Raw genomic sequence first — 19,503 nt, 5'->3', positions numbered from 1 at the left:
GGCAGATCCCCGACTTCTTGAAGAAGTCGGGGATCTGAACACCACTAACCTCTCAAAACTTTTGGGACAGACCACTACTTTCTGTCTCAACCTTATCAAAGCTGGTAGTTGTGTCAAGATTAATTTGAGGAATTAAGGCTTGTGACACAATGTTAGGACAATTATTAGACGGACGTTACCAAGTCCTCCAGATATTAGGTGGAGGTGGATTCGGTCAAACCTACATAGCCCAAGATACCCATCGGCCAGGTTTCCCAAAATGCGTTGTCAAACACCTGAAGCCCGTCACTCGTAGCCCTGAATTTCTTGAAACTGCCAGACGGCTATTTACTAGTGAGGCAGAAACGCTAGAACAACTCGGCTACCATGACCAAATTCCTCGGCTTTTAGCCTATTTTGAAGAAAACCAAGAGTTCTTCTTGGTGCAAGAGTTCATTGAAGGACATACCCTGAAAGCGGAACTATTCCCCAATCAACGTTGGACAGAAGATCGAGTAATTCAATTGCTCCAACAAGTTCTGGGTATTCTACAATTTATTCACAGCCACAACGTTATTCATCGAGATATCAAACCGGACAATATAATTAGGCGGGAACAAGACGGTAAGTTTGTGCTGATTGACTTTGGCGCAGTTAAACAAGTCCAAACTCAACTGCTTACAATTGCAGGGCACACGAGGGCTACTATTATTATTGGTACTCCCGGATATATGTCTACAGAACAGGGGCAAGGTAAGCCCCGCCCCAACAGTGATATTTATTCCTTGGGTATTATTGCTATACAATCGCTGACAGGGTTACATCCGATAAACTTTGAAGAAGACCCAGATACAGGAGAAATTTCTTGGCAGCATCAAGCTAACGTCAGTTCTGAGTTGGCATCTGTGCTATCTAAGATGGTGCTACATCACTTTAAACAGCGCTATCAGTCTGCGGCTGAAGTTTTACACGTGCTTAAGGATCTCGATACTAGAGTAGAAGCGCAATCACTTCAACTACCATCTTTTACACAACCGCCTCAAGCTTCGCTTGCTCAACAAAACTCAATTGGGTATCAGACTGCTTCTATTCTGTCTGGGGAAAGTTACAACCGCTTAGAAACAATTCTTTTAGAATTTGTCGGCCCCATCGCCTCAAGATTACTACGACAAGTTGTGGCCTCAGCATCCAATTTTGAAGAATTAATTAGTCAATTAGCTCTTCATCTTCGAGAAAATCAACAAATTGATTTTAATAAGAAAACAATGTTTCTACTAGAGAAGCCTACTCTACTACAAGAACTTACTGTCAAATCCGATCAATCTGGTATTAACTCAAATAATTTATTAAACCAAGAATCTCAAGTCATCAGTGACAAATTTCTAGAAGAGTGCGAACGTGAGTTGGCTAAATTAATTGGCCCAATAGCTAAGTTTATAGTCCAAAAAACTGTTAAATCTTCTGGGCAAATCTCTCGTGCAGAATTTGTGAAAATTTTAGCATCACAAATCCCCGAACCTCAAAAAGCTTTGCAATTTGAGCGACGCCTACTATCTTGAATTTTTCAAAATTGCGTTTTTGTCTTCCTTAATAACGAATAACGAATTAGGAATTATTAGCCTTGGTTATTCAGCATCTCCAGAGCTATTTTCAAGCTAGCTTTCATCCGATTAAATGCTTCTGCTAACCCGCCAATTTCATCATGAGAGCTTTCTTCAAAATCAGCGCTCATATCACCAATACTAACTTTTTGAGCTATTTTCTCTATTCTTCTGATGCGCTGAATCACATATTTTGTAATTAAGAAGTTAATTAAGAAAACTACGATCGCAAAGATCGCAATTAAAAGTCCCATGATCAATATCCAAGTCCGCTTGGCATTGGCAAAAATATCTTGAGAAGGAACAGAGATTATTTGGGCAGAAACAATCTGATTAAGTTGCCAGCCAAAACCATTTTCCGAGCCATAATTTACCAACTGAGTTTTAGGAGCCTGATCTGGTGTAGAATGGCATCGCAAACATTTCGCTTGTGTAATCTTTAGTGGTTGTGCAATGTAAAATACTTCGCCTTCTGACAATTTACGAAAGCCTGTAATTTCTAGAGTATTAGGTTCGTTGCGAAAACGCTCGACAAGTTGAGTTTCAAAATTATCAGCTTTATCCGCTAAATTGGTTGGATTAAGTGTTGCATCCTTATGAAAAAAGTTTTTAAATTCAGGCTTTTTACGAAAATTTTCAAAAACCTCTTTAGAGGAAAAAGTTGGTACTACTTCAGGCAGGAATGTTGGGTTAGTATCTAATCTAGGTTCTAATAGGGGAGCAATACGATTTTGTGTATAATCTCTAACTGCATTCACCATTTGGATGAGAATCTCCGCTTGAGAACTTACTTCATTTTGCGCTCTCCTTTGAAGTACACTGGATAAGGCAACGCCACTTCCTAAAATACTGATGATGAAAACTAATATTAAAAGCAAGTTAAATTTAGCACCTATTTTTAACTTTTTTAACGTAATGTTGTTTAACATAACCTAAGCAACGAAGGTGGCCTGTGAGTTTGTCTAATATTTATTTATACCTGTTAGAAAGCCTCTCAACAATATTTAAATAAATATTAACTTTTTACTGCAATATAACCCTTTTAGGCAGCAGTCAAATTTATCTAAATTAGTCCTGAAAGCCAAATTATTTTCTTAACCATAATTAGTGATGTTTGTGCGATTTCCCCGTCGTTTATTTCTGTTTCATCTACTAGGTTTTACATTTGCTGCCTGCAAATCACAAGGTGGGGTTGAGGGCACGTTAACTATTGGTGTAATTAACTATGGTGGAGGCGAACAGATAATTAATCAATATGCTAAATTTAATAGTTACTTGGGTGAAAAAACAAACTCATATATTCAGTTAGAGCCTGTTTTTAATGAAAATAGAGCGGTTGAACGCCTTGATGCTCGTGCTTGGTCATTGGTATTTGCTCCACCGGGTTTAGCGGCTATTGCGATCGCACGTCACCAATATGTTCCCCTATTTCCTTTAATAGGTATTAGTAATTTACGTTCAATCTTCGTTGTTCGTAAAGATAATCCGATAACTGACTTGAAACAATTGCAAGGCAAAACAGTAGCTTTAGGACAGTTAGGTTCAGCAACAGGATATTATCTTCCTCTTTACAATCTTTATGGTACAACGCTGGCTGAAATACTGTTTGCACCCACACCTAAAGCAGCACTGGAATTGGTCGCTCAAGGAAAAGCGATCGCTTGTGCTGTCTCGGAGGCGGAATTAAGTCTCTACAGTTCACAATTGGCGCCAACTGAATTCCGCATACTATTTAAAGACCCTCATTATGTACCATTGGGCGTGGTCTTGATTGGGCCAAATGTAGAACGTAACCGTCAAGAGTTTATCCGCAAAGTGATGAGTGAATCGTCTTCAGATTTGGCTCAAGAAGTGGGGTATGTACCCAATGGACAAGTACCAGATTACAAATACATGATTTCTGTGGTTGATCGGGTAAGCTCAATTAGTTCCAAGCTGCAAAAGAAGCCTGTTCGTTTATTCTAATTAAAGCAATAACAATACTTTTAGTCTTTGCTTTCGCTAAAAAAAGCCCTCCTGTGAAAGAGAGCATTGTTATTACTAGATTGTGTCAAGTATAAACTGAGAAGAAAAAACAGCCAGCAAGTCTGACAGGAAAATTCGGTCAAAAAAACAATTTGAAACGTGCTAGCTGGTTTTTAATCGTCTCTGTCAGAATTTTATTCAGTTCTGTAGTGTCTTGAAATTGCAAAATTTGCTGTGTCGGTAAGTCGAAGGGAAATTCACCTTCAAAATCTGGGCGTTGCATTTGCGCTAGTAGAATCTGTTCAGACCGCTTACTTTGGAGGGCATAGCCAATCTCAATACAGACATTCGGACTGGGAATTAATTGGGGCGTTTCTTTACCTTCAATGCTAGCAATGGGCGTGGTGTCAGCGATAAATAACAAACTCTTACGGATTTTCCGCATAATTGTGCGGTTAATTCGGAAAGTAGCACCGCTGGGACGCGAGGATTCTATCAATGTTAGGGGAAGACGCGATCGCAAGTTTAAATTGTCCAAACTTTTTCGCAGTTCTTCTTTGAGAATATTCGTCGCTGCGGCATACTCAGTTTGATAGGATAAAAAAATCGTTGGTTCTAACTGAGCCAACACCGCCTGCTTGGTGAAATAAATTTCATGACTAATTAAGTCAATGTTAGAGACGCAATAGCCGCCACTACCTTCAATATAAAATTCAATATTTTCCCCTTCTAAATAGCGCCCAAACCAAGTTGATTTCTTAACTTCGTCACTGTCTTCCAAAAAGTCTGCTCGCAATGCTGATTTCAGCAGGCTTTTTTTGCTTAAGCGAATGTCTGGCGGACGTTTTTCCAGTTCTGGAATCGGCTCATAATCTTGTAGATACCACGCTCTGAGCGCAATTATTGACATAAGGCGCTATTTTAACTGTTTCTCGCTATTCAACTTCGTATAATCTTACACCCAGAGGAGTCCCTATCTCAGACTTCTCTTTAAACACAACAACACCCAAACCTCTACTCGCTGAACTATCTCCTCTCTTTGTCGATCATATCCAGGGATATACTAACTTCCATTGCTTTTGTAAACAAGTAATGAAAATCAGTTACAGTACCCCCTAATCTTCCACATTTGAGGAAACAGCAGTTTTCGCGTTGGGTGTTGCTGTATTTTGACGAGACAGATGTAAGTTAAACAGCGTCTTATACCTCTTATTAACATTTCAAATGCAGCTGTTATATCTGCCAAGAAAGCTTTTTTATTAGCTTCTACTATTAGAGTATCACTTGTAGCTGGAAGAGATTTATTTTGCAACTAAACTTTACTTTTAAATGATTTTTAAGCAAATTCAATATATTGCACACTCCGAGCGTTGATAGATATTTCTTTAAATTATATGTTCAGACAATTATCATCTACCTTTTGGATGAATTTAAAAAATTCTCAGTCAATTTTTAAGTTTTGAAACTAATACCAATAGTGATTCTTCGCCTGCGTCCTTATCCCCCGCTCCCTATTGCTAGTTAACTATTTTGGCTGGAGGCTTGACGGGAATCTCAATCCAGAACTCTGTACCTTTGCCAGGTTCTGAAACGCACTCCATTATTCCCCCATGTTTTTCGACAATAATCTGATAGCTGATTGCTAGTCCCAATCCTGTACCTTTGCCCACAGGCTTGGTAGTGTAAAACGGGTCAAAAATTCGCTTTTTCACGTCTTCATTCATTCCAGGCCCGTTGTCAGTAATACGAATTAACAGACGAGAGTTGTCCACTGAGACTTTAGTGGAAATCTGGATCGTTGGAATTGGGCATGAGTTATTCTCCTTGTCACCCTGATTTTGCCACTTCCGACTACCTACTTCCAGAGCATCTATGGCATTGGTGAAAATATTCATGAATACTTGATTCATTTGGCCAGCATAGCATTCCACCAGTGGGATGTTGCCATAATCTTTAATTATCTCAATGCGTGGAAATTCAGCATTTCCTTTCAGCCGATGTTGCAAAATTAATAAGGTATTGTCAATGCCTTCATGCAGGTCAACACGCTTGTTTTCAGCCTCATCCAAGCGAGAAAAATTGCGTAACGACAACACTATTGAACGGATGCGCTCAGTTCCTACTTGCATTGAGGTCATGATTTTGGGCAGGTCTTCTACCAAAAATTCAAAATCGATCGCTTCGATCGCGGCTTGAATTTCATTATGGGGCTGGGGATAGTGTAGCTGGTAGAGACGTAAAATTTCTAGCAGTTGTTCAGTGTAATCACTGGCGTGGCACAGATTACCGTAAATAAAGTTAACGGGGTTATTGATTTCGTGGGCGACACCCGCCACCAACTGTCCTAAGCCAGACATTTTTTCAGTCTGAATCAATCTTGTCTGTGTTTCTTGGAGTTGATGTAGGGTCTGCTCTAACTGAGCAGCTTGATTTCTGGCTTCAGTTTCGGCATCAAAGGTTTGTTGGTAGAGTTGTGCTTGTTGAATAGCGATCGCAGCCTGATCTGCCACCTGCTGCAATAAATCAATTTCTATATCCTGCCAATTTCTGGGAGCCTCACACTCATGGGCAATTAGTAAACCCCATAGTTCCATACCTATATTAATCGGAACTATTAAGTTTGCTTGCACTTGCAGACTCTGCAAAAACTCTCGATGACAATCACTTAAAGAAGCCGTTGAAAGGTTGTTAATTGCCCGTATCCTACCCTGACAGTATAGACGGGTATACTCATCAGGAAAGCATTCTGGTGGTGCATTCACTTCCAAAACTGACTGCCAATTGCCATTAATTTCTTCCACAATCACTGATTTGGTCTTCAGGTAGAAAATCAGCACTCGGTCTGAATTTAGCAGGGGACGGACTTCCCGAACTATAGATTGCAGAGTTGCCTGCAAGTCCAATGTGCGGCGAATATGCTCTGTAACTTGCTTGATGACTTTGGTAAATAGTAATGATTTTTCGAGTTCAGCGGTTTGCTCTTGCACCCGCTGTTCTAGGTTGGCATTCAGGGATTGTACCTGTTTATACATTTGCTGCTGCTGAATAGCCATTGAGAAATGATCGTATAAGGCTTGTGCCAAAAAGATGTCTTCCAACTTCCACTCAGGTGCTTGCCCCTTTTTATGCTCTCGCCAAACCTCAAAGGAAAGCTGGGGTAATAGTTGCCGCCGATTTTGTTCGCATCGTCCCGCCCACAAGATTTCCGTTTCAAATTCAGAGCGAAAAATACTTAATACACCGATAAATTTTTCGCGATAATGTAGGGGAATCACCATGAGTCCGCGAATTTGAGTAGAACGGAATGCTAAAGACAAAACTCGTAAATGTGGTTCTTTATAGAGGTCAGTGGTTGCCCAAATATTACCTTGTTGAAAATCAGCCATCCATTTTTGCCAGATGGGATGCTGTTCGATAATACTGTTATCTAACTCGTAGGAGAGTGTCGGTTGGTCGCCCCAGGTGTATAATTCTTGGCTCTCTGCAATGTAAAGCCGGCCACCAACTCCACAGAAAGCAGTAATAACTTCTTCTAGCGCTCCTTGTAATTGGATTGTCGGCAGTTTATGCAATAGTGTTGTGACTCGATTAATAGTAGCTTCTCGCTTTTGCTTGGCGTGGGCTTCAGTAAGTAAATTACTTTGAGCGATCGCGATCGCTACCTGGTCAGCAACTTGCTGCAATACTTTTAGCTGCTGCTTCAAAATCTTTTGCGGTTCACTGTGGTGACATACCAACAATCCCCATAATTTAGGCTTTGCTGATTGTCCTTGTGGGTCGCAATCTAAAATTGGTACTACCAACGAAGACTGCACGCCCATTGCTTTTAGGTATTGAATATGGCACTGGTCTACCTGCCGATAGTAGATATTAGTTTCTAGACGTTTGCCAGTTTCTTTTGACTGTAGAGGTGATAGCCCGATCTTCTCATTTGCCACATCGACAATCGAACGTTGCCCCACTAACAAAAACATCTCTCTGGCGGCTTCTGGAATATCATCAACTGGGAAGCGTTGCCCCAATAAGGATGGCAAACGTTGCTCATGAATAGATTCTGCAATGACTTCACCACTACCATCAGCATCAAAGCGATACATTTTCACCCGATCTGCACCCAAAAACAAACGCACTTCGCTAACAGTTGTCGTTAATATTTCTTGAAGGTCGAGCGATCGCCTGATCTGTTTTGTCATTCGGTGCAGTAAACTTTCTCGATTAAAGGTTTGCTGCAACTCGTTTGGTTTATCCCTACGTGTCATTGCTTTCTATACACCATGACTTAAGTATAATTTTTTATATATTTGTCTCTGATCGGAATTTTCAACTTACAATGCTTTGATTTTCATCCTATTTCAAGAAATGCTTGCTACTAATGCATTGCTCAGGGCATACATGTATTACAAATTTTGAAAATGGATGAGAGGATGTTTGAAAAGTAACAGATATTTTGCTTGTTCCCTGTAGCCCTTGTATAGTGGATTTAGGGAGATATAAAACTGCTGTATCATTAGATACTTTTCAACTATCATCTCAAGTCTAAAGTTAAGAAGTTTTTCATCATTGACATTTACTAATTTTATACTCTTAATCATTAAAATATTCCAGTATTTTTACTTAATTTAAAGCTTGAATAATTTCTTGAAAATAAAAATATTATTTTCATATTTTTGCCCATTAATTTAATTACTTAAGATTCCTTCAAAGCAATAAATAAATTATTAGTAATTTCTTAAAATATTTTGGGCTGGGGAATTTTACTATTCCCCGTTTAATTACTGACTTTATGTTGAATGTAACTATTTTGATTAAATCATTCGTAAATTACCGTTAAAGATAGTAAATTACGAATTTCTTCACGCACACTCATGAGAGTTTTACCGAGCTGGTTTTGACCGCTTTTATTAGCACCACAGCCCCAAAAAGAATCGGTTGGGGAGTTTTCAACCAAAATCTCATCACCTGTCTTCAAAAGAACTTCTCTGATATCGGTATGAGTGAGAAACTTTTTGAGTACAGCTTCTCGCATAATTTGAGTTTTAACCAAATCCCAGTCTCGTCGGAGTTGGCGAGTGCTACATCTTCCTAAAGTGGCAGCTTCTTCTGGGGTGGCGGCAGCATGGATGAGAGGTATAATTGCCGCATCTGTGCTGCCTACAAACTTTTGCGCTTGATAATAATGCTCAACCGTTGGCCAGTAAGCACCCTCGATGTGGATTCCGTGGAGAGAAAAGTTAGAAAAACAGCCATAAGGCTGCCAAACCTTATAAAAGTAAATGGTCATTTGAAAATTGCTCTTTTATATATCAACTTCAGGGTAACTGAAAGTTTAGATTTCAAAACCCTTCATTTGTATGAAGGGTTTTAACATCAGGTCATGGGAATCACTTTACACAATTCTTAGAACAGTAAGTTTACTACTTTACTCATGAGCTTTCCCTAGATGTGTTTACCACCTAGCAATTTTTCACCCTGTTCACTGACGTTAGCCTTGAGTGAGTCACGGTAATTAATCAATTCTCTGCTAAGTTCGTTTTCTGGTGCTTATCTATGTGAATATTTTATGAGCAAAATACGGTAAATCGCCCGAATTATAGTAGTATTTATATTGCTTGTAGTTTAAATGTAGGTATGTTCGCTAAGTTTTTACCAAATCGACTGATGAAGATTGTCAGCAGCTTTCTTCAGAATTATGAAATATCCAGAATTGGCATATTTGCCTTATTCTTTACCTGTGGGTTAAGTTTGACTCTTGTGATATCTGCGTGTTCTGCCAACAATACAGGTAACTCTGTAGCAACACAGACAGCAAATCAAGGTGTGGTAGTTCGTATCGGCTATCAAAAAGCGGCGACTATTCTCAGTGCTCTCAAAAACCGAGGCAATTTAGCGCAAGCTTTAACGACTGCTGGTGCTTCAGTGACATGGGCAGAATTCCCCGCCGGGCCACCTATGCTAGAAGCAATGAACGCAGGTAGTATTGACTTTGGCTATACAGGTGAATCACCACCAATATTTGCCCAAGCCGGAGGTACTCCCTTGCTTTATGTTGCTTATGATCCTTGGAGTCCCAAAGCTGAAGCAATTATTGTACCGAAAGATTCACCAATTAAAACGGTTGCTGACCTTAAAGGGAAAAAATTAGCCTTTGCTAAAGGCTCGAACACTAACTATCTTGTTGTCAAAGCTGTAGAAGCTGCCGGATTAAAGTATAGTGACATTCAACCAGCACATCTAACACCAGCAGATGCCCGTGCCGCATTTACTGGTGGTAACGTTGATGCTTGGGCAATTTGGGACCCTTACCTAGCAGCAGTTGAACACGACACAAAGGTTAGGATATTAACAGATGCGACAAATTTAGCACCGAATCGGGGTTACTATCTTGCGCGTCAAGAGTTTGTTAAATCTCACCCAGATTTGTTGAAAACCCTGTTAGATGAAGTAAGCATTGTAGATAAATGGGCAACAAATAATCCAGAAGAAGTTGCCAAGTTTTTAGAACCAGAGTTAGGTATCCCCGCAGCAGCATTAGAAATTGCCGAAAAGCGACGAAAGTATGGTGTTTTACCGCTAACAGATGAAGTAATCACTCAGCAACAAAATATTGCGGATACTTTTCACAAAATCAAGCTAGTTCCCAAGCAAATCCAAGTAAAAGATATTGTTTGGAACGGTAATAAATCTTAGAATTTCCTCCCTACTCGCAAAAGTTTATGGACATCAACACCCAACAAATAAAAACGGATGTACTTGTCATTGGTGGCGGTACAGCTGGGACAATGGCTGGAATTAAAGCCAAACAAGCGAATCCCGATGCAGAGGTGCTTATTTTAGAAAAGGCTAACATCCGACGGAGTGGTGCGATCGCAATGGGTATGGATGGCGTGAATACCGCAGTTATTCCCGGCCATTCCACCCCAGAACAATACGTGCGCGAAATCACCCTTGCTAACGATGGCATTGTCAACCAAAAAGCCGTTTATCAAACAGGCAAATTAGGTTACGAAGTCATCCAAGAATTAGAAAGTTGGGGCGTGAAATTTCAAAAAGATGCCCAAGGCAACTATGACTTAAAACAAGTGCATCGTGTGGGTAAATATGTCTTACCTATGCCAGAAGGAAAAGACCTCAAAACCATTCTTGCCCGCCAAGTTAAACGCCATAAAGTCAAAGTCACAAATCGCGTCATGGCAACCCGCGTCTTAGTTAAAGCCGGACGTGCTATTGGTGCAGTAGGATTTGATGTCAGAAACGGTGATTATATTATCATTCAAGCTAAAGCCGTTATCTTATGTACAGGTGCTTGTGGCAGATTAGGATTACCTGCTTCTGGCTATCTTTACGGCACTTATGAAAATCCTACCAATGCCGGAGATGGCTATTCAATGGCTTATCATGCAGGTGCAGAACTTAGTAATATTGAATGCTTTCAAGTTAATCCTTTAATCAAAGATTACAACGGCCCCGCCTGTGCTTATGTTGCAGGGCCTTTTGGCGCACATACAGCCAACGCTGAAGGAAATCGCTTCATTAGCTGTGACTATTGGAGTGGTCAAATGATGTTGGAAATCTGGAAAGAATTAAATTCTGGGAAAGGGCCAGTTCAACTCAAAATGACCCATCTTGATGAAGATACAATCGCTGAAATTGAATCTATTCTTTGGGCGAATGAACGACCAAGTAGAGAACGTTTTCATCAAGGTAGAAATGAAGATTACCGCACCCACGGCGTAGAGATGCACATTTCCGAAATAGGCTTATGTAGCGGTCATAGTGCTTCTGGTGTATGGGTAAATGAAAACGCTCAAACAACCGTCCCAGGTTTATATGCAGCCGGAGATATGGCCAGCGTTCCCCATAATTACATGATTGGAGCATTTGTTTTTGGTCGGATAGCCGGAACTCATGCCATTGAATATATCCAAAATATAGATTTTATTGAACCAGATACAGATTTTTTAGAAGCTGAAAAAACCAGAATTTATGCAGCTTTAACTCGTCCGAATGGTGTACCTCATACCCAGGTAGAATATAAATTAAGACGCTTAGTTAATGATTATCTGCAACCACCAAAATCAGGTAATAAAATCGAGATTGGTTTAAAACATTTTGTGCAATATCAAGAAACATTAGATTTAATGGGCGCTCGTGACCCTCATGAATTGATGCGTAGTCTAGAAGTTCACTTTATTCGCGACTGTGCAGAAATGGCAGCCAGAGCATCATTATATCGTCAAGAGACTCGTTGGGGACTTTATCATTACCGTTTAGATTATCCCGAAAATAATGATGATGAGTGGTTTTGTCATGTCAACTTAAAGAAAGATGAATTAGGGGAAATGGTATTGTTTAAACGCCCTGTAGATCCTTACATTGTGGATGTAAATTTACATCATGAAATTTATGATATAGCAGCGAGATAAAAATGAAATATTTATTTTGGGATTTTGATAATACACTAGGTTATCGTCAAGGAATGTGGAGTGAAACATTACATTCAATTTTAATATTGAATAGAATCTACAACATAGATTTAGAAGATATTCGACCATTCTTGAAGAATGTCTTTCCTTGGCACTCGCCTGAAACTTCTCATAGTTTATTGTTTAATGAAAAAACATGGTGGGAATACATGAATGAATACTTTGCAGAAATATATGAGAGAGTAGGGATAAATAAAAATCAGGCAACAAAATATGCTTTTCAAGTCCAAAATGAATATAAGAATATTGAAAAATGGCATTTGTATGATAATGTAATTCCTATTTTACAATATACAATCAAGAATAATTATAAAAATATAATTTTATCAAATCATATACCTGAGTTACACGAAATCATAGACCAATTAAATATTACAGAATACTTTGAAAAAATATATACGTCTGGAAAAATTGGATATGAAAAACCCAACCTCAAATTTTATGCTCATGTCATCAATGATTTAAAGATTGAAAAAACAGAATGTGTAATGATAGGTGATAGCTACGATGCTGATATCGCAGGAGCATTACGGGCAGATATACAAGCAATTTTAGTCAGGAAGCCTAATGATAAAAACTATAAACTTTATATATAGTCAAGATTTTAGAGGAATACTAAAAATAATTAGAAAAATATCAACTATTGAAGAAAGCATTTTCGTGAATTAAAGAATTGAATGAGTTATAAAGCCATGATTTTCGATCTCGATAATACACTATTAAATTTTGAAATATGTGAACGTCAAGCTATTCTTGGTGCCTTGGAAGCTTGTACAATATCTTTAGATTTAAATAGAATAAGTGAAAATGTTTTTTTGCAAGTATTTGAAACTTATAATTCCAAGTATTGGAGACAGCGAGAAATTTTTTCTCCTCGTGAGTTAATCGAGATGTCTTATCAAAGTACACTTGCTCAATTAGATATACAAACAGATCAAATCAGCAATCTTAGCCAAAGTTTTTGGCATATTTTTAATCATTCGGGCGTAATGGAACCTGATGTAAATGAAGTACTAACTGTTCTCGCAGGTAATTATCGTTTGGCTGTCATTACTAACGGGTTTGTATCAGCACAACTACCGAGAATGCAAGCTGCGGGAATTGAACATTTTTTTGAAGAAGTTGTAGTTTCTGAAGCAATTGGTTTTGCTAAACCATCTCCTGAGATATTCTATCATGCTTTATCTAGGTTAAATTTAACGCCAGCAGAAGTTATTTACATTGGAGATTCTCTAAAGCATGACTATGCGGGAGCAACACAAGTCAAAATGGATTTTTGCTATTACAACAGAAAAAATCAAAATTTACCACAAGAAGCAAAACCAAAGTTTATGATAAATGAACTCTTAAATTTGCTGGAATTGTTTAACTAACAGGTTTTTGATTTATTCATCTAAAGTTAAATATTAATTTATTTTTAAGAATTTTCTAATATGTCTATATATAATTCAATTGGTCAACAATACTCAAAAACTCGCGTTCCTGATATCCGCATTGTCAATAAATTAATTGATTTACTCAATTTACCCAAAGGTAGCATTATTGCTGATATCGGCGCTGGTACCGGTGGCTACAGTCTAGCGCTAGCCAATAAAGGATTTATTGTTAATGCTGTTGAACCTTCTGTAGTTATGCAAAAACAAGCAGTAGAACATCAGCAAATTAAGTGGTTTACTGGCTATGCAGAAAATTTACCTCTATTAGATAACTCTGTTGATGGCATTGTAAGTATCCTAGCAATTCATCACTTTTCTCATCTCGAAAAAGCTTTTCAGGAAATGCACAGAATAATTAGAGATGGGGCAATAATTTTGTTAACTTTTGATATTAGATTAGCTCAGAAAATATGGCTTTATGATTATTTTCCGTTTTTGTGGGAAGATGCGTTGCGATTTTTACCACTTAATGAACAGGTTAATTTAATTCAGAGTAATACTAAAAGGCGTGTTGAAGCTATACCTCTTTTATTACCATACGATTTATCTGATTTATTCGCAGCAGCAGGCTGGAGGCGGCCAGAGTTATATCTTCAAGCAGAAGTACGTGCGGGAATATCATCTTTTGGGTTAGCAAATCAAGATTTAGTAGAGCAAGGAGTAAAGTTACTTGCAGCAGATTTAAGTAGTGGGGAATGGAGCAAAAAATATGGTGATATTCACAATTTGACAGAGATTGATATAGGCTATCGTTTTATCCGTGCAACGCTGGATAACTAAATAATTGTAATTTCAAATAAAATTATGACAAATAAAGTTAGTGTAGGTGAAAAAATTAAAATTAGACAAGCTGAGATTAAAGATGTAGAGCAAATTGCTAGTCTTTGCGAACAACTTGAATATTCTGTGACAAATCAACAAATAGAGCAGCGCCTTACTAAAATTGAAAATAACGATGCTCATATTGTCTATGTTGCCACTTTAGAAGATGAATATGTAATAGCTTGGGCACACGCTCATATTTGTGACTCAATAGTTATTTCGACTCCAGCGATTCTTTTGGGATTAGTTGTAGATAAAGATTATCGTCATAGTGGAATTGGACGTTTTTTGATGCATCAAATTGAACAGTGGGCTTCTCTGGCTGGATGTGATAGTGTTCTGTTACGTTCTAATATTAAACGCAAAGAGGCTCACTTGTTTTATGAGAAAATTGGCTATACCAATATCAAGCAATCATTAACTTTTCAGAAGAAATTGATTTAATAAAAAATATGCAGTGCGATCGCTCTCTCCTGTAGGTTGGGTGGAACGTAGTGGAACCCAACACATAATATCGGAAAAACAGAAAATCTTCACACTATAATAATCTTTCAATTTATTGGATAAAATCAATGCTAAAGCTATTTTATATATTTAATTATTTGCTAAAATTAATATCCCTTGATGTTGGGTTACGGCGCAATATAAATTGTTCATTTGTTGCCAAGATACTAATTTGCGCCTCCATCCAACCTACACAGTTTAAGATTTTTGGCGCTAACCCAAGCGTATTGGGTTTTGGGCTTATCTAAACTGTATTGAACTATAGGTGATGATTAATAAAGAGACTTGCAAACAGTAAACGTTACTTGGTAGTTTCTCTAAATATTCTGAGGATTACCATTTGCAAGTAAACTTTATTTTATATGAACAACGGTAACACCAGTGCCGCCATCTGCTTGTTCTGCTGGTTCGTAGTTGTTCACTCTGGAATGCTGTTGCAAAAAGGCGTGAACTCCTTGTCGTAGCTTACCAGTGCCGTACCCGTGAATAATCCAGAGTGGGCCTGTAGCTTCCGAGATGGCTTTATCTAAAATGTATTCGGCATCAGCCACCCGTTTACCACGCAAATCGATGGTATTTTGGGAAGTCCGAATTTCTAGGACATTTTGTGGTGGCGGGGTTACTGCTGCTGGAGCTGGTTTGGCTTTAACAACTGGTTCGGGTTTTTGACCATCTAGAGATTCTACATCTTGCAACTTCACCGTCATCTTCATTAGCCCAAAGCGAACGCTTAACTCCCCATCTTCATCAGGGGCGGTGATCACATCTGCTATCTGTCCCAATTTTGGAATGCGGACGCGATCGCCTACTTTGGGCATAAACCCAGCTTTTGGTTTTGCTGGCGTTGCTGGCTGATATTGCTGGCCAATTTGATTCAAAGCATTGGTGGCTTGCTGGGCTTCTTGCGCTGTGGGCGTACCTTTCTGCAAGCGTCGAATAACTTGGGCAATTTCACCTTTTGCTTGGGCGATCGCCTGTTGGACTGCTATTTCCTGTGAAGCCCGCAAACTGCTTTCCCTTTCTTCCAAGCTTGCGGCTTTTGCGGATACTTCTTTGTATAAACGTTCCGCTTGCTGCAACAAACTTTGGGCTTCGGCTGCTTTGGTTTCCTGACGACGACGTTGAGCTTCTAAGCCAGCAATTACTTGGTTGACTTCATCTGTGGCCTCTCCCACTTGCATTTTCGCCTCTTCTACCACTTCTGGTTTTAATCCCAGGCGTAAGGCAATGGTTAAGGCATTAGAACGTCCGGGGATGCCCCACAGCAGACGGTAAGTAGGCGAGAGAGTACTTTCGTCAAATTCGACAGAGGCATTTTCAAACCGCTCGTCTTCGTATTTCAGAGCTTTTAACTCGCCGAAGTGAGTGGTGGCGATCGTTAGTTGGGCATGGTTAGCAAGATATTGTAACAAGGCGATCGCTAGGGCACTTCCTTCAACTGGATCGGTTCCTGCGCCGACTTCATCAAGTAAAACTAGGGAATTGGGCATGGGGCATGGGGCATTGGACTCTCCCTCATCTCCCAATGCTTCTAAAATCCGACTAATCCGGCGGATGTGTCCAGAGAATGTGGATAAACTTTGCTGTAAGGATTGTTCATCGCCAATATCTGCCAGCACTTTGTCAAACCAAGGAATTTCCACTGGTTCGCGGGCGGGCACAAATAAACCCACTTTGGCCATCAATGCTGCTAACCCCAAAGTTTTTAAGGTTACAGTTTTACCGCCAGTATTTGGCCCGGTAATGGTTACAACCCGAATTAGCGGGTTGATCAACAAATCTACAGGAACTACTGGTTGCCCTTGTTCGTGTTGTTGTTGCCACACTAACAAAGGATGTCGTAAGTTCCGTAAGGTAATGGTTTCCTTGTCTTCACGCTGGATAAATCGCGGGGGATTCGCTCCTAGCCAGAAACTATAGCGGGATCTAGCGGTTGCCATATCTAAAGTGGTGGCGATCGCTAATAATCTCTCTAAATCTGGTTTGACTGCGGCGACTTGTTCAGTCAAAATACGGCGAATCGCTTCTTCTTCCGCTTGCTCTCTTCGGATGATTTGCCGCAGTTGGTTGCCTAGAGGTACTACCGAATTAGGTTCTACGTAAAGGGTTGCACCACTCGTTGACGTGTCGTGAACAATACCAGGGATGGCATCTTTTTGCGGTGCTTTTACGGGGATGACAAAGCGATCGCTGCGTTGCGTAATTAGCTGTTCTTGAACTGCTCCAGATTTTGCCTGTAAGATGTTTTGCAGCTTTTGGGTAATTTGGCTGCGTAATCGCCGCAAATCTGTGCGAATTTCTCCCAGTTTTTGACTGGCGCGGTCAGTTACCTGGGCCCGTTCATCAATACATCGGTGAATTTCTTGTTCTAGTTCTGGATAAGTCCGTAAATCGGCAACTAACTCAGTCAGTATTGGTAAATCTTCCTGATTGTCGATGACACGGCGCAAACTTCTAGCACCCGCGAGGGTGGTGGCGATCGCTAACAGTTCCTCTCCTGCCAAAACTCCACTGCGTTCTGCCCGTTCTAGGGAATCGCCAATATCTTGAATTCCCTCAAATGACAGTCCCGTAGTCAGGCGACTTTCCAGTTGGTAGACTTCTTTGGTTTGCTCTAACAACTGTTCGCTTTGGGTCTGAGAATCGGGTATTTTCAGATGACGCGCAGCTGTCGCCCCCAGCTTAGTTGCCGCGAAGGTGGCAAGGTGCTGGCAAAGGCGATGCCATTCTAATAATTCTAAGGTTTCAGATTGGATCAAGGTTTCAACATCTAATCTGAAATTATCGTAACAATTCTAGCTCCTAGATGGCTAAATCTTAAAGGAGAAAATTTCGCTTTATTCAAATCAGCCAGATAGTGTGTGGTAATCACCAAGTAATAAATGGCACGTCAAGCTATCTTTCCTGAGAAATTACCCTAACACAAACTGTCATCGAAAACAATACAGAAACTAATTTAAGTAGCGACTATTTCCTTCACCAAAACGTAAGGCTGAACGATGAGAGTATTAAATCGCTTACTGCGCTCAAGATTCCATTCTCCCACCTGTACTGTTGTGGGTTTGGTAATTAACTGCTCATCAATCCACTGTTCTACTGATGGAATGTTATCACTGGCGATCGCTACTCCAACATCCACCAAGTTTAACTCCGGTGCTACCAAAATTACTGCATCTCGTTGTACATGAGGAATTAGCCACTCCCACTCTGCCTCATCCAAAATTTCTGTTAATTCCGCTTTTAAATCCGACATCATTCTTCAATTTGTCTTGGCTAATAAATTATTTTACATTAATTGCTACTTTTAAAAACTCCCAATTCCAAACTCTTGTACAGACGCGATTAATCGCGTCTCTCCTAACTCCTGTAAGGACACAATTAATCGCGTCTCTTTCACCTTTTAGCTAAACTTCTGACTTCATTTCATCAATTTCAAATAAAGATACAATTACTCCCGCAATTGGAATAGATATAAAAACACCTAATAATCCTGCTACTCTCGCACCTACTAGCAAAGCAAAAAATATCACTACAGGATTAAGATTTAGCGCATCTTGCATAATTCGAGGCGAAATCAAATTGTCTTGTATCTGCTGTAGGACAATACAAGCTATCAAGACTTTCAATGCTAACCAAACACCTTGAGATAAGACAAATAAAGTAATTGTACTTACTCCTAATGTCGCTCCAATCCCAGGAATAATATCAAGAAAACCGACTATTATTGATAATATCAAAGCAAAAGGTACTTTTAATATTAAGAAAACTAGAAAAGTTGTACTTGTGAGAAATGCACTTAATAATAACTGTCCTCTAAAAAATCCTAAAAAAGACCGTCTGATTATATTTGTAAATCTATTGCGGCGATGTTTGGGGACTATTTTTAAAATCAAATTCCACAATTTATCTCCATCTAATAGCATGAAGAAAGCCACAACTGCAATCAATATAAAAGTCACAAAATTCGTCATGAAACCTTGCAAGATAGCCAAACTAGTCACAAGACTTGATACAGCTTGATTCCGCAATTGTTCTTCAATGAAACTTAAATCTATTTGTAAATTACGGCTTCGCAAAAATGCTTCTAGTCCTTCTAATAAAGGTACTAAAGAATTTAAAAACACAGTGATACTATCAATTAATTCTTGTCCTTGAGATAAAACCGTTAAGCCCACGGTAATTATCAGACCGCCTATAATCACAATACTAAGTAAGAAAACTAAGCCAACAGCTACACCGTGGGGCAAAAAACGCCGCAGCCCTTGTACAGGATAGCTGAGTAAAAAAGCCAAAATTGCCGCAAATGTAAAAATAACAATGACTGCTTCAAAGTAAGCTAAAAGCTGTACAATTGCCCAGCCAGAAGCAACTAAAAGCAAAAAGCGGACTAATGCCAGATTATTTAATCGCTCCCAAAAATTCTTGGCTTCAAAGCCGCTCATAATGCTGTTTAGAGTGAAATTGCTGGTAGATTTGCCTAGCAGTTGCATTTAAGCACAAAGTCTAATGTCATTGCTAGAGCAGATTGACCTTAAAGATACAGAGATTAAGGGGCGATCGCTACCTCCCTAAAGCATATACAGCAGTTTTCTTTCGTATGAAGTACAAAGCTACTGGTTTGGAGGCAGGGGGCAGAAACTCTTTATATTATGATTTTTAGTCCTGCATTTTATACCTTATTTACTTGCAAACTGCGTTATCTGAGCTTGTCTA

At 39.4% G+C, this 19,503-nt stretch carries 15 protein-coding genes; 8 read left to right on the top strand and 7 right to left on the bottom strand.

Translation table 11 applies throughout. The features are described 5' to 3' along the window. Positions 1–149 precede the first annotated feature (149 nt). Complete coding sequence (locus HWQ42_RS18830; protein ID WP_292814861.1) at positions 150–1,538, top strand: serine/threonine-protein kinase; 1,389 nt, start codon at positions 150–152, stop codon at positions 1,536–1,538. A gap of 56 nt (positions 1,539–1,594) precedes the next feature. Here the strand turns inward: HWQ42_RS18830 and HWQ42_RS18825 are convergent, their stop codons facing one another. Then, positions 1,595–2,509: a DUF3365 domain-containing protein gene (locus HWQ42_RS18825; protein WP_292814858.1), complete on the bottom strand. Its 915-nt coding sequence runs from the start codon at positions 2,507–2,509 to the stop codon at positions 1,595–1,597. A 181-nt stretch (positions 2,510–2,690) separates the two neighbouring features. Between HWQ42_RS18825 and HWQ42_RS18820 the strand changes: the two genes are divergently transcribed. Then, positions 2,691–3,545: a PhnD/SsuA/transferrin family substrate-binding protein gene (locus HWQ42_RS18820; protein WP_292814855.1), complete on the top strand. Its 855-nt coding sequence runs from the start codon at positions 2,691–2,693 to the stop codon at positions 3,543–3,545. 139 nt (positions 3,546–3,684) lie between these two features. Here HWQ42_RS18820 and HWQ42_RS18815 read toward each other — a convergent pair whose 3' ends face one another. From HWQ42_RS18815 to HWQ42_RS18805, 3 genes are all read right to left on the bottom strand, one after another. After that, positions 3,685–4,455: a hypothetical protein gene (locus tag HWQ42_RS18815; RefSeq protein WP_292814852.1), complete on the bottom strand. Its 771-nt coding sequence runs from the start codon at positions 4,453–4,455 to the stop codon at positions 3,685–3,687. A gap of 607 nt (positions 4,456–5,062) precedes the next feature. After that, positions 5,063–7,804 (bottom strand): GAF domain-containing protein, encoded by a 2,742-nt coding sequence (locus tag HWQ42_RS18810; protein WP_292814849.1) that lies wholly within the window; start codon positions 7,802–7,804, stop codon positions 5,063–5,065. A 551-nt stretch (positions 7,805–8,355) separates the two neighbouring features. Further along, a complete protein-coding gene (locus tag HWQ42_RS18805; RefSeq protein WP_292814846.1) occupies positions 8,356–8,826 on the bottom strand; it encodes an NADAR domain-containing protein in 471 nt (156 codons plus the stop codon). 347 nt (positions 8,827–9,173) lie between these two features. On the opposite strand from HWQ42_RS18805, the gene HWQ42_RS18800 reads away from it, so the two are divergent. From HWQ42_RS18800 to HWQ42_RS18775, 6 genes are all read left to right on the top strand, one after another. Further along, positions 9,174–10,232: a sulfonate ABC transporter substrate-binding protein gene (locus HWQ42_RS18800; RefSeq protein ID WP_292814843.1), complete on the top strand. Its 1,059-nt coding sequence runs from the start codon at positions 9,174–9,176 to the stop codon at positions 10,230–10,232. Between the two features lie 26 nt (positions 10,233–10,258). Further along, positions 10,259–11,968, top strand: a complete 1,710-nt coding sequence (locus tag HWQ42_RS18795) for a fumarate reductase/succinate dehydrogenase flavoprotein subunit (RefSeq protein WP_292814840.1) — start codon at positions 10,259–10,261, stop codon at positions 11,966–11,968. 2 nt (positions 11,969–11,970) lie between these two features. Next, positions 11,971–12,624 (top strand): HAD family hydrolase, encoded by a 654-nt coding sequence (locus HWQ42_RS18790; protein WP_292814838.1) that lies wholly within the window; start codon positions 11,971–11,973, stop codon positions 12,622–12,624. A gap of 81 nt (positions 12,625–12,705) precedes the next feature. Further along, positions 12,706–13,401: an HAD family hydrolase gene (locus HWQ42_RS18785; protein ID WP_292814835.1), complete on the top strand. Its 696-nt coding sequence runs from the start codon at positions 12,706–12,708 to the stop codon at positions 13,399–13,401. Between the two features lie 60 nt (positions 13,402–13,461). Continuing rightward, positions 13,462–14,244 carry a class I SAM-dependent methyltransferase gene (locus HWQ42_RS18780; RefSeq protein ID WP_292814833.1) on the top strand — a complete coding sequence of 261 codons (783 nt, stop codon included), beginning with the start codon at positions 13,462–13,464 and terminating at the stop codon, positions 14,242–14,244. A gap of 24 nt (positions 14,245–14,268) precedes the next feature. Then, positions 14,269–14,730, top strand: a complete 462-nt coding sequence (locus tag HWQ42_RS18775) for a GNAT family N-acetyltransferase (protein WP_292814832.1) — start codon at positions 14,269–14,271, stop codon at positions 14,728–14,730. 413 nt (positions 14,731–15,143) lie between these two features. Here HWQ42_RS18775 and HWQ42_RS18770 read toward each other — a convergent pair whose 3' ends face one another. The 3 genes from HWQ42_RS18770 to HWQ42_RS18760 all read right to left on the bottom strand — a co-directional run bounded on the left by HWQ42_RS18770 (position 15,144) and on the right by HWQ42_RS18760 (position 19,232). After that, positions 15,144–17,549, bottom strand: coding sequence for an endonuclease MutS2 (locus HWQ42_RS18770; protein WP_292814830.1), 2,406 nt, complete (start codon positions 17,547–17,549; stop codon positions 15,144–15,146). A gap of 197 nt (positions 17,550–17,746) precedes the next feature. Continuing rightward, on the bottom strand, positions 17,747–18,043 hold the full coding sequence (locus HWQ42_RS18765) for a DUF2288 domain-containing protein (RefSeq protein WP_041565097.1): 297 nt from the start codon (positions 18,041–18,043) through the stop codon (positions 17,747–17,749). A gap of 151 nt (positions 18,044–18,194) precedes the next feature. Then, complete coding sequence (locus HWQ42_RS18760; protein WP_292814827.1) at positions 18,195–19,232, bottom strand: AI-2E family transporter; 1,038 nt, start codon at positions 19,230–19,232, stop codon at positions 18,195–18,197. Positions 19,233–19,503 lie beyond the last annotated feature (271 nt).

The sequence above is a fragment of the Nostoc sp. JL23 genome (assembly GCF_017115065.1).
GTDB classification, from domain to species: domain Bacteria; phylum Cyanobacteriota; class Cyanobacteriia; order Cyanobacteriales; family Nostocaceae; genus Nostoc; species Nostoc punctiforme_A.
The sequence above is the reverse complement of the archived record's forward strand: the minus strand, read 5'-3'. Positions and strand labels throughout refer to the sequence as shown.

Coding starts and splice junctions, on each gene's coding strand:
- HWQ42_RS18830 (WP_292814861.1), top strand. CDS start 150: ATGTTAGGACAATTATTAGACGGACGTTACCAAGTCCTCCAGATATTA.
- HWQ42_RS18825 (WP_292814858.1), bottom strand. CDS start 2,509: ATGTTAAACAACATTACGTTAAAAAAGTTAAAAATAGGTGCTAAATTT.
- HWQ42_RS18820 (WP_292814855.1), top strand. CDS start 2,691: ATGTTTGTGCGATTTCCCCGTCGTTTATTTCTGTTTCATCTACTAGGT.
- HWQ42_RS18815 (WP_292814852.1), bottom strand. CDS start 4,455: ATGTCAATAATTGCGCTCAGAGCGTGGTATCTACAAGATTATGAGCCG.
- HWQ42_RS18810 (WP_292814849.1), bottom strand. CDS start 7,804: ATGACACGTAGGGATAAACCAAACGAGTTGCAGCAAACCTTTAATCGA.
- HWQ42_RS18805 (WP_292814846.1), bottom strand. CDS start 8,826: ATGACCATTTACTTTTATAAGGTTTGGCAGCCTTATGGCTGTTTTTCT.
- HWQ42_RS18800 (WP_292814843.1), top strand. CDS start 9,174: ATGTTCGCTAAGTTTTTACCAAATCGACTGATGAAGATTGTCAGCAGC.
- HWQ42_RS18795 (WP_292814840.1), top strand. CDS start 10,259: ATGGACATCAACACCCAACAAATAAAAACGGATGTACTTGTCATTGGT.
- HWQ42_RS18790 (WP_292814838.1), top strand. CDS start 11,971: ATGAAATATTTATTTTGGGATTTTGATAATACACTAGGTTATCGTCAA.
- HWQ42_RS18785 (WP_292814835.1), top strand. CDS start 12,706: ATGAGTTATAAAGCCATGATTTTCGATCTCGATAATACACTATTAAAT.
- HWQ42_RS18780 (WP_292814833.1), top strand. CDS start 13,462: ATGTCTATATATAATTCAATTGGTCAACAATACTCAAAAACTCGCGTT.
- HWQ42_RS18775 (WP_292814832.1), top strand. CDS start 14,269: ATGACAAATAAAGTTAGTGTAGGTGAAAAAATTAAAATTAGACAAGCT.
- HWQ42_RS18765 (WP_041565097.1), bottom strand. CDS start 18,043: ATGTCGGATTTAAAAGCGGAATTAACAGAAATTTTGGATGAGGCAGAG.
- HWQ42_RS18760 (WP_292814827.1), bottom strand. CDS start 19,232: ATGAGCGGCTTTGAAGCCAAGAATTTTTGGGAGCGATTAAATAATCTG.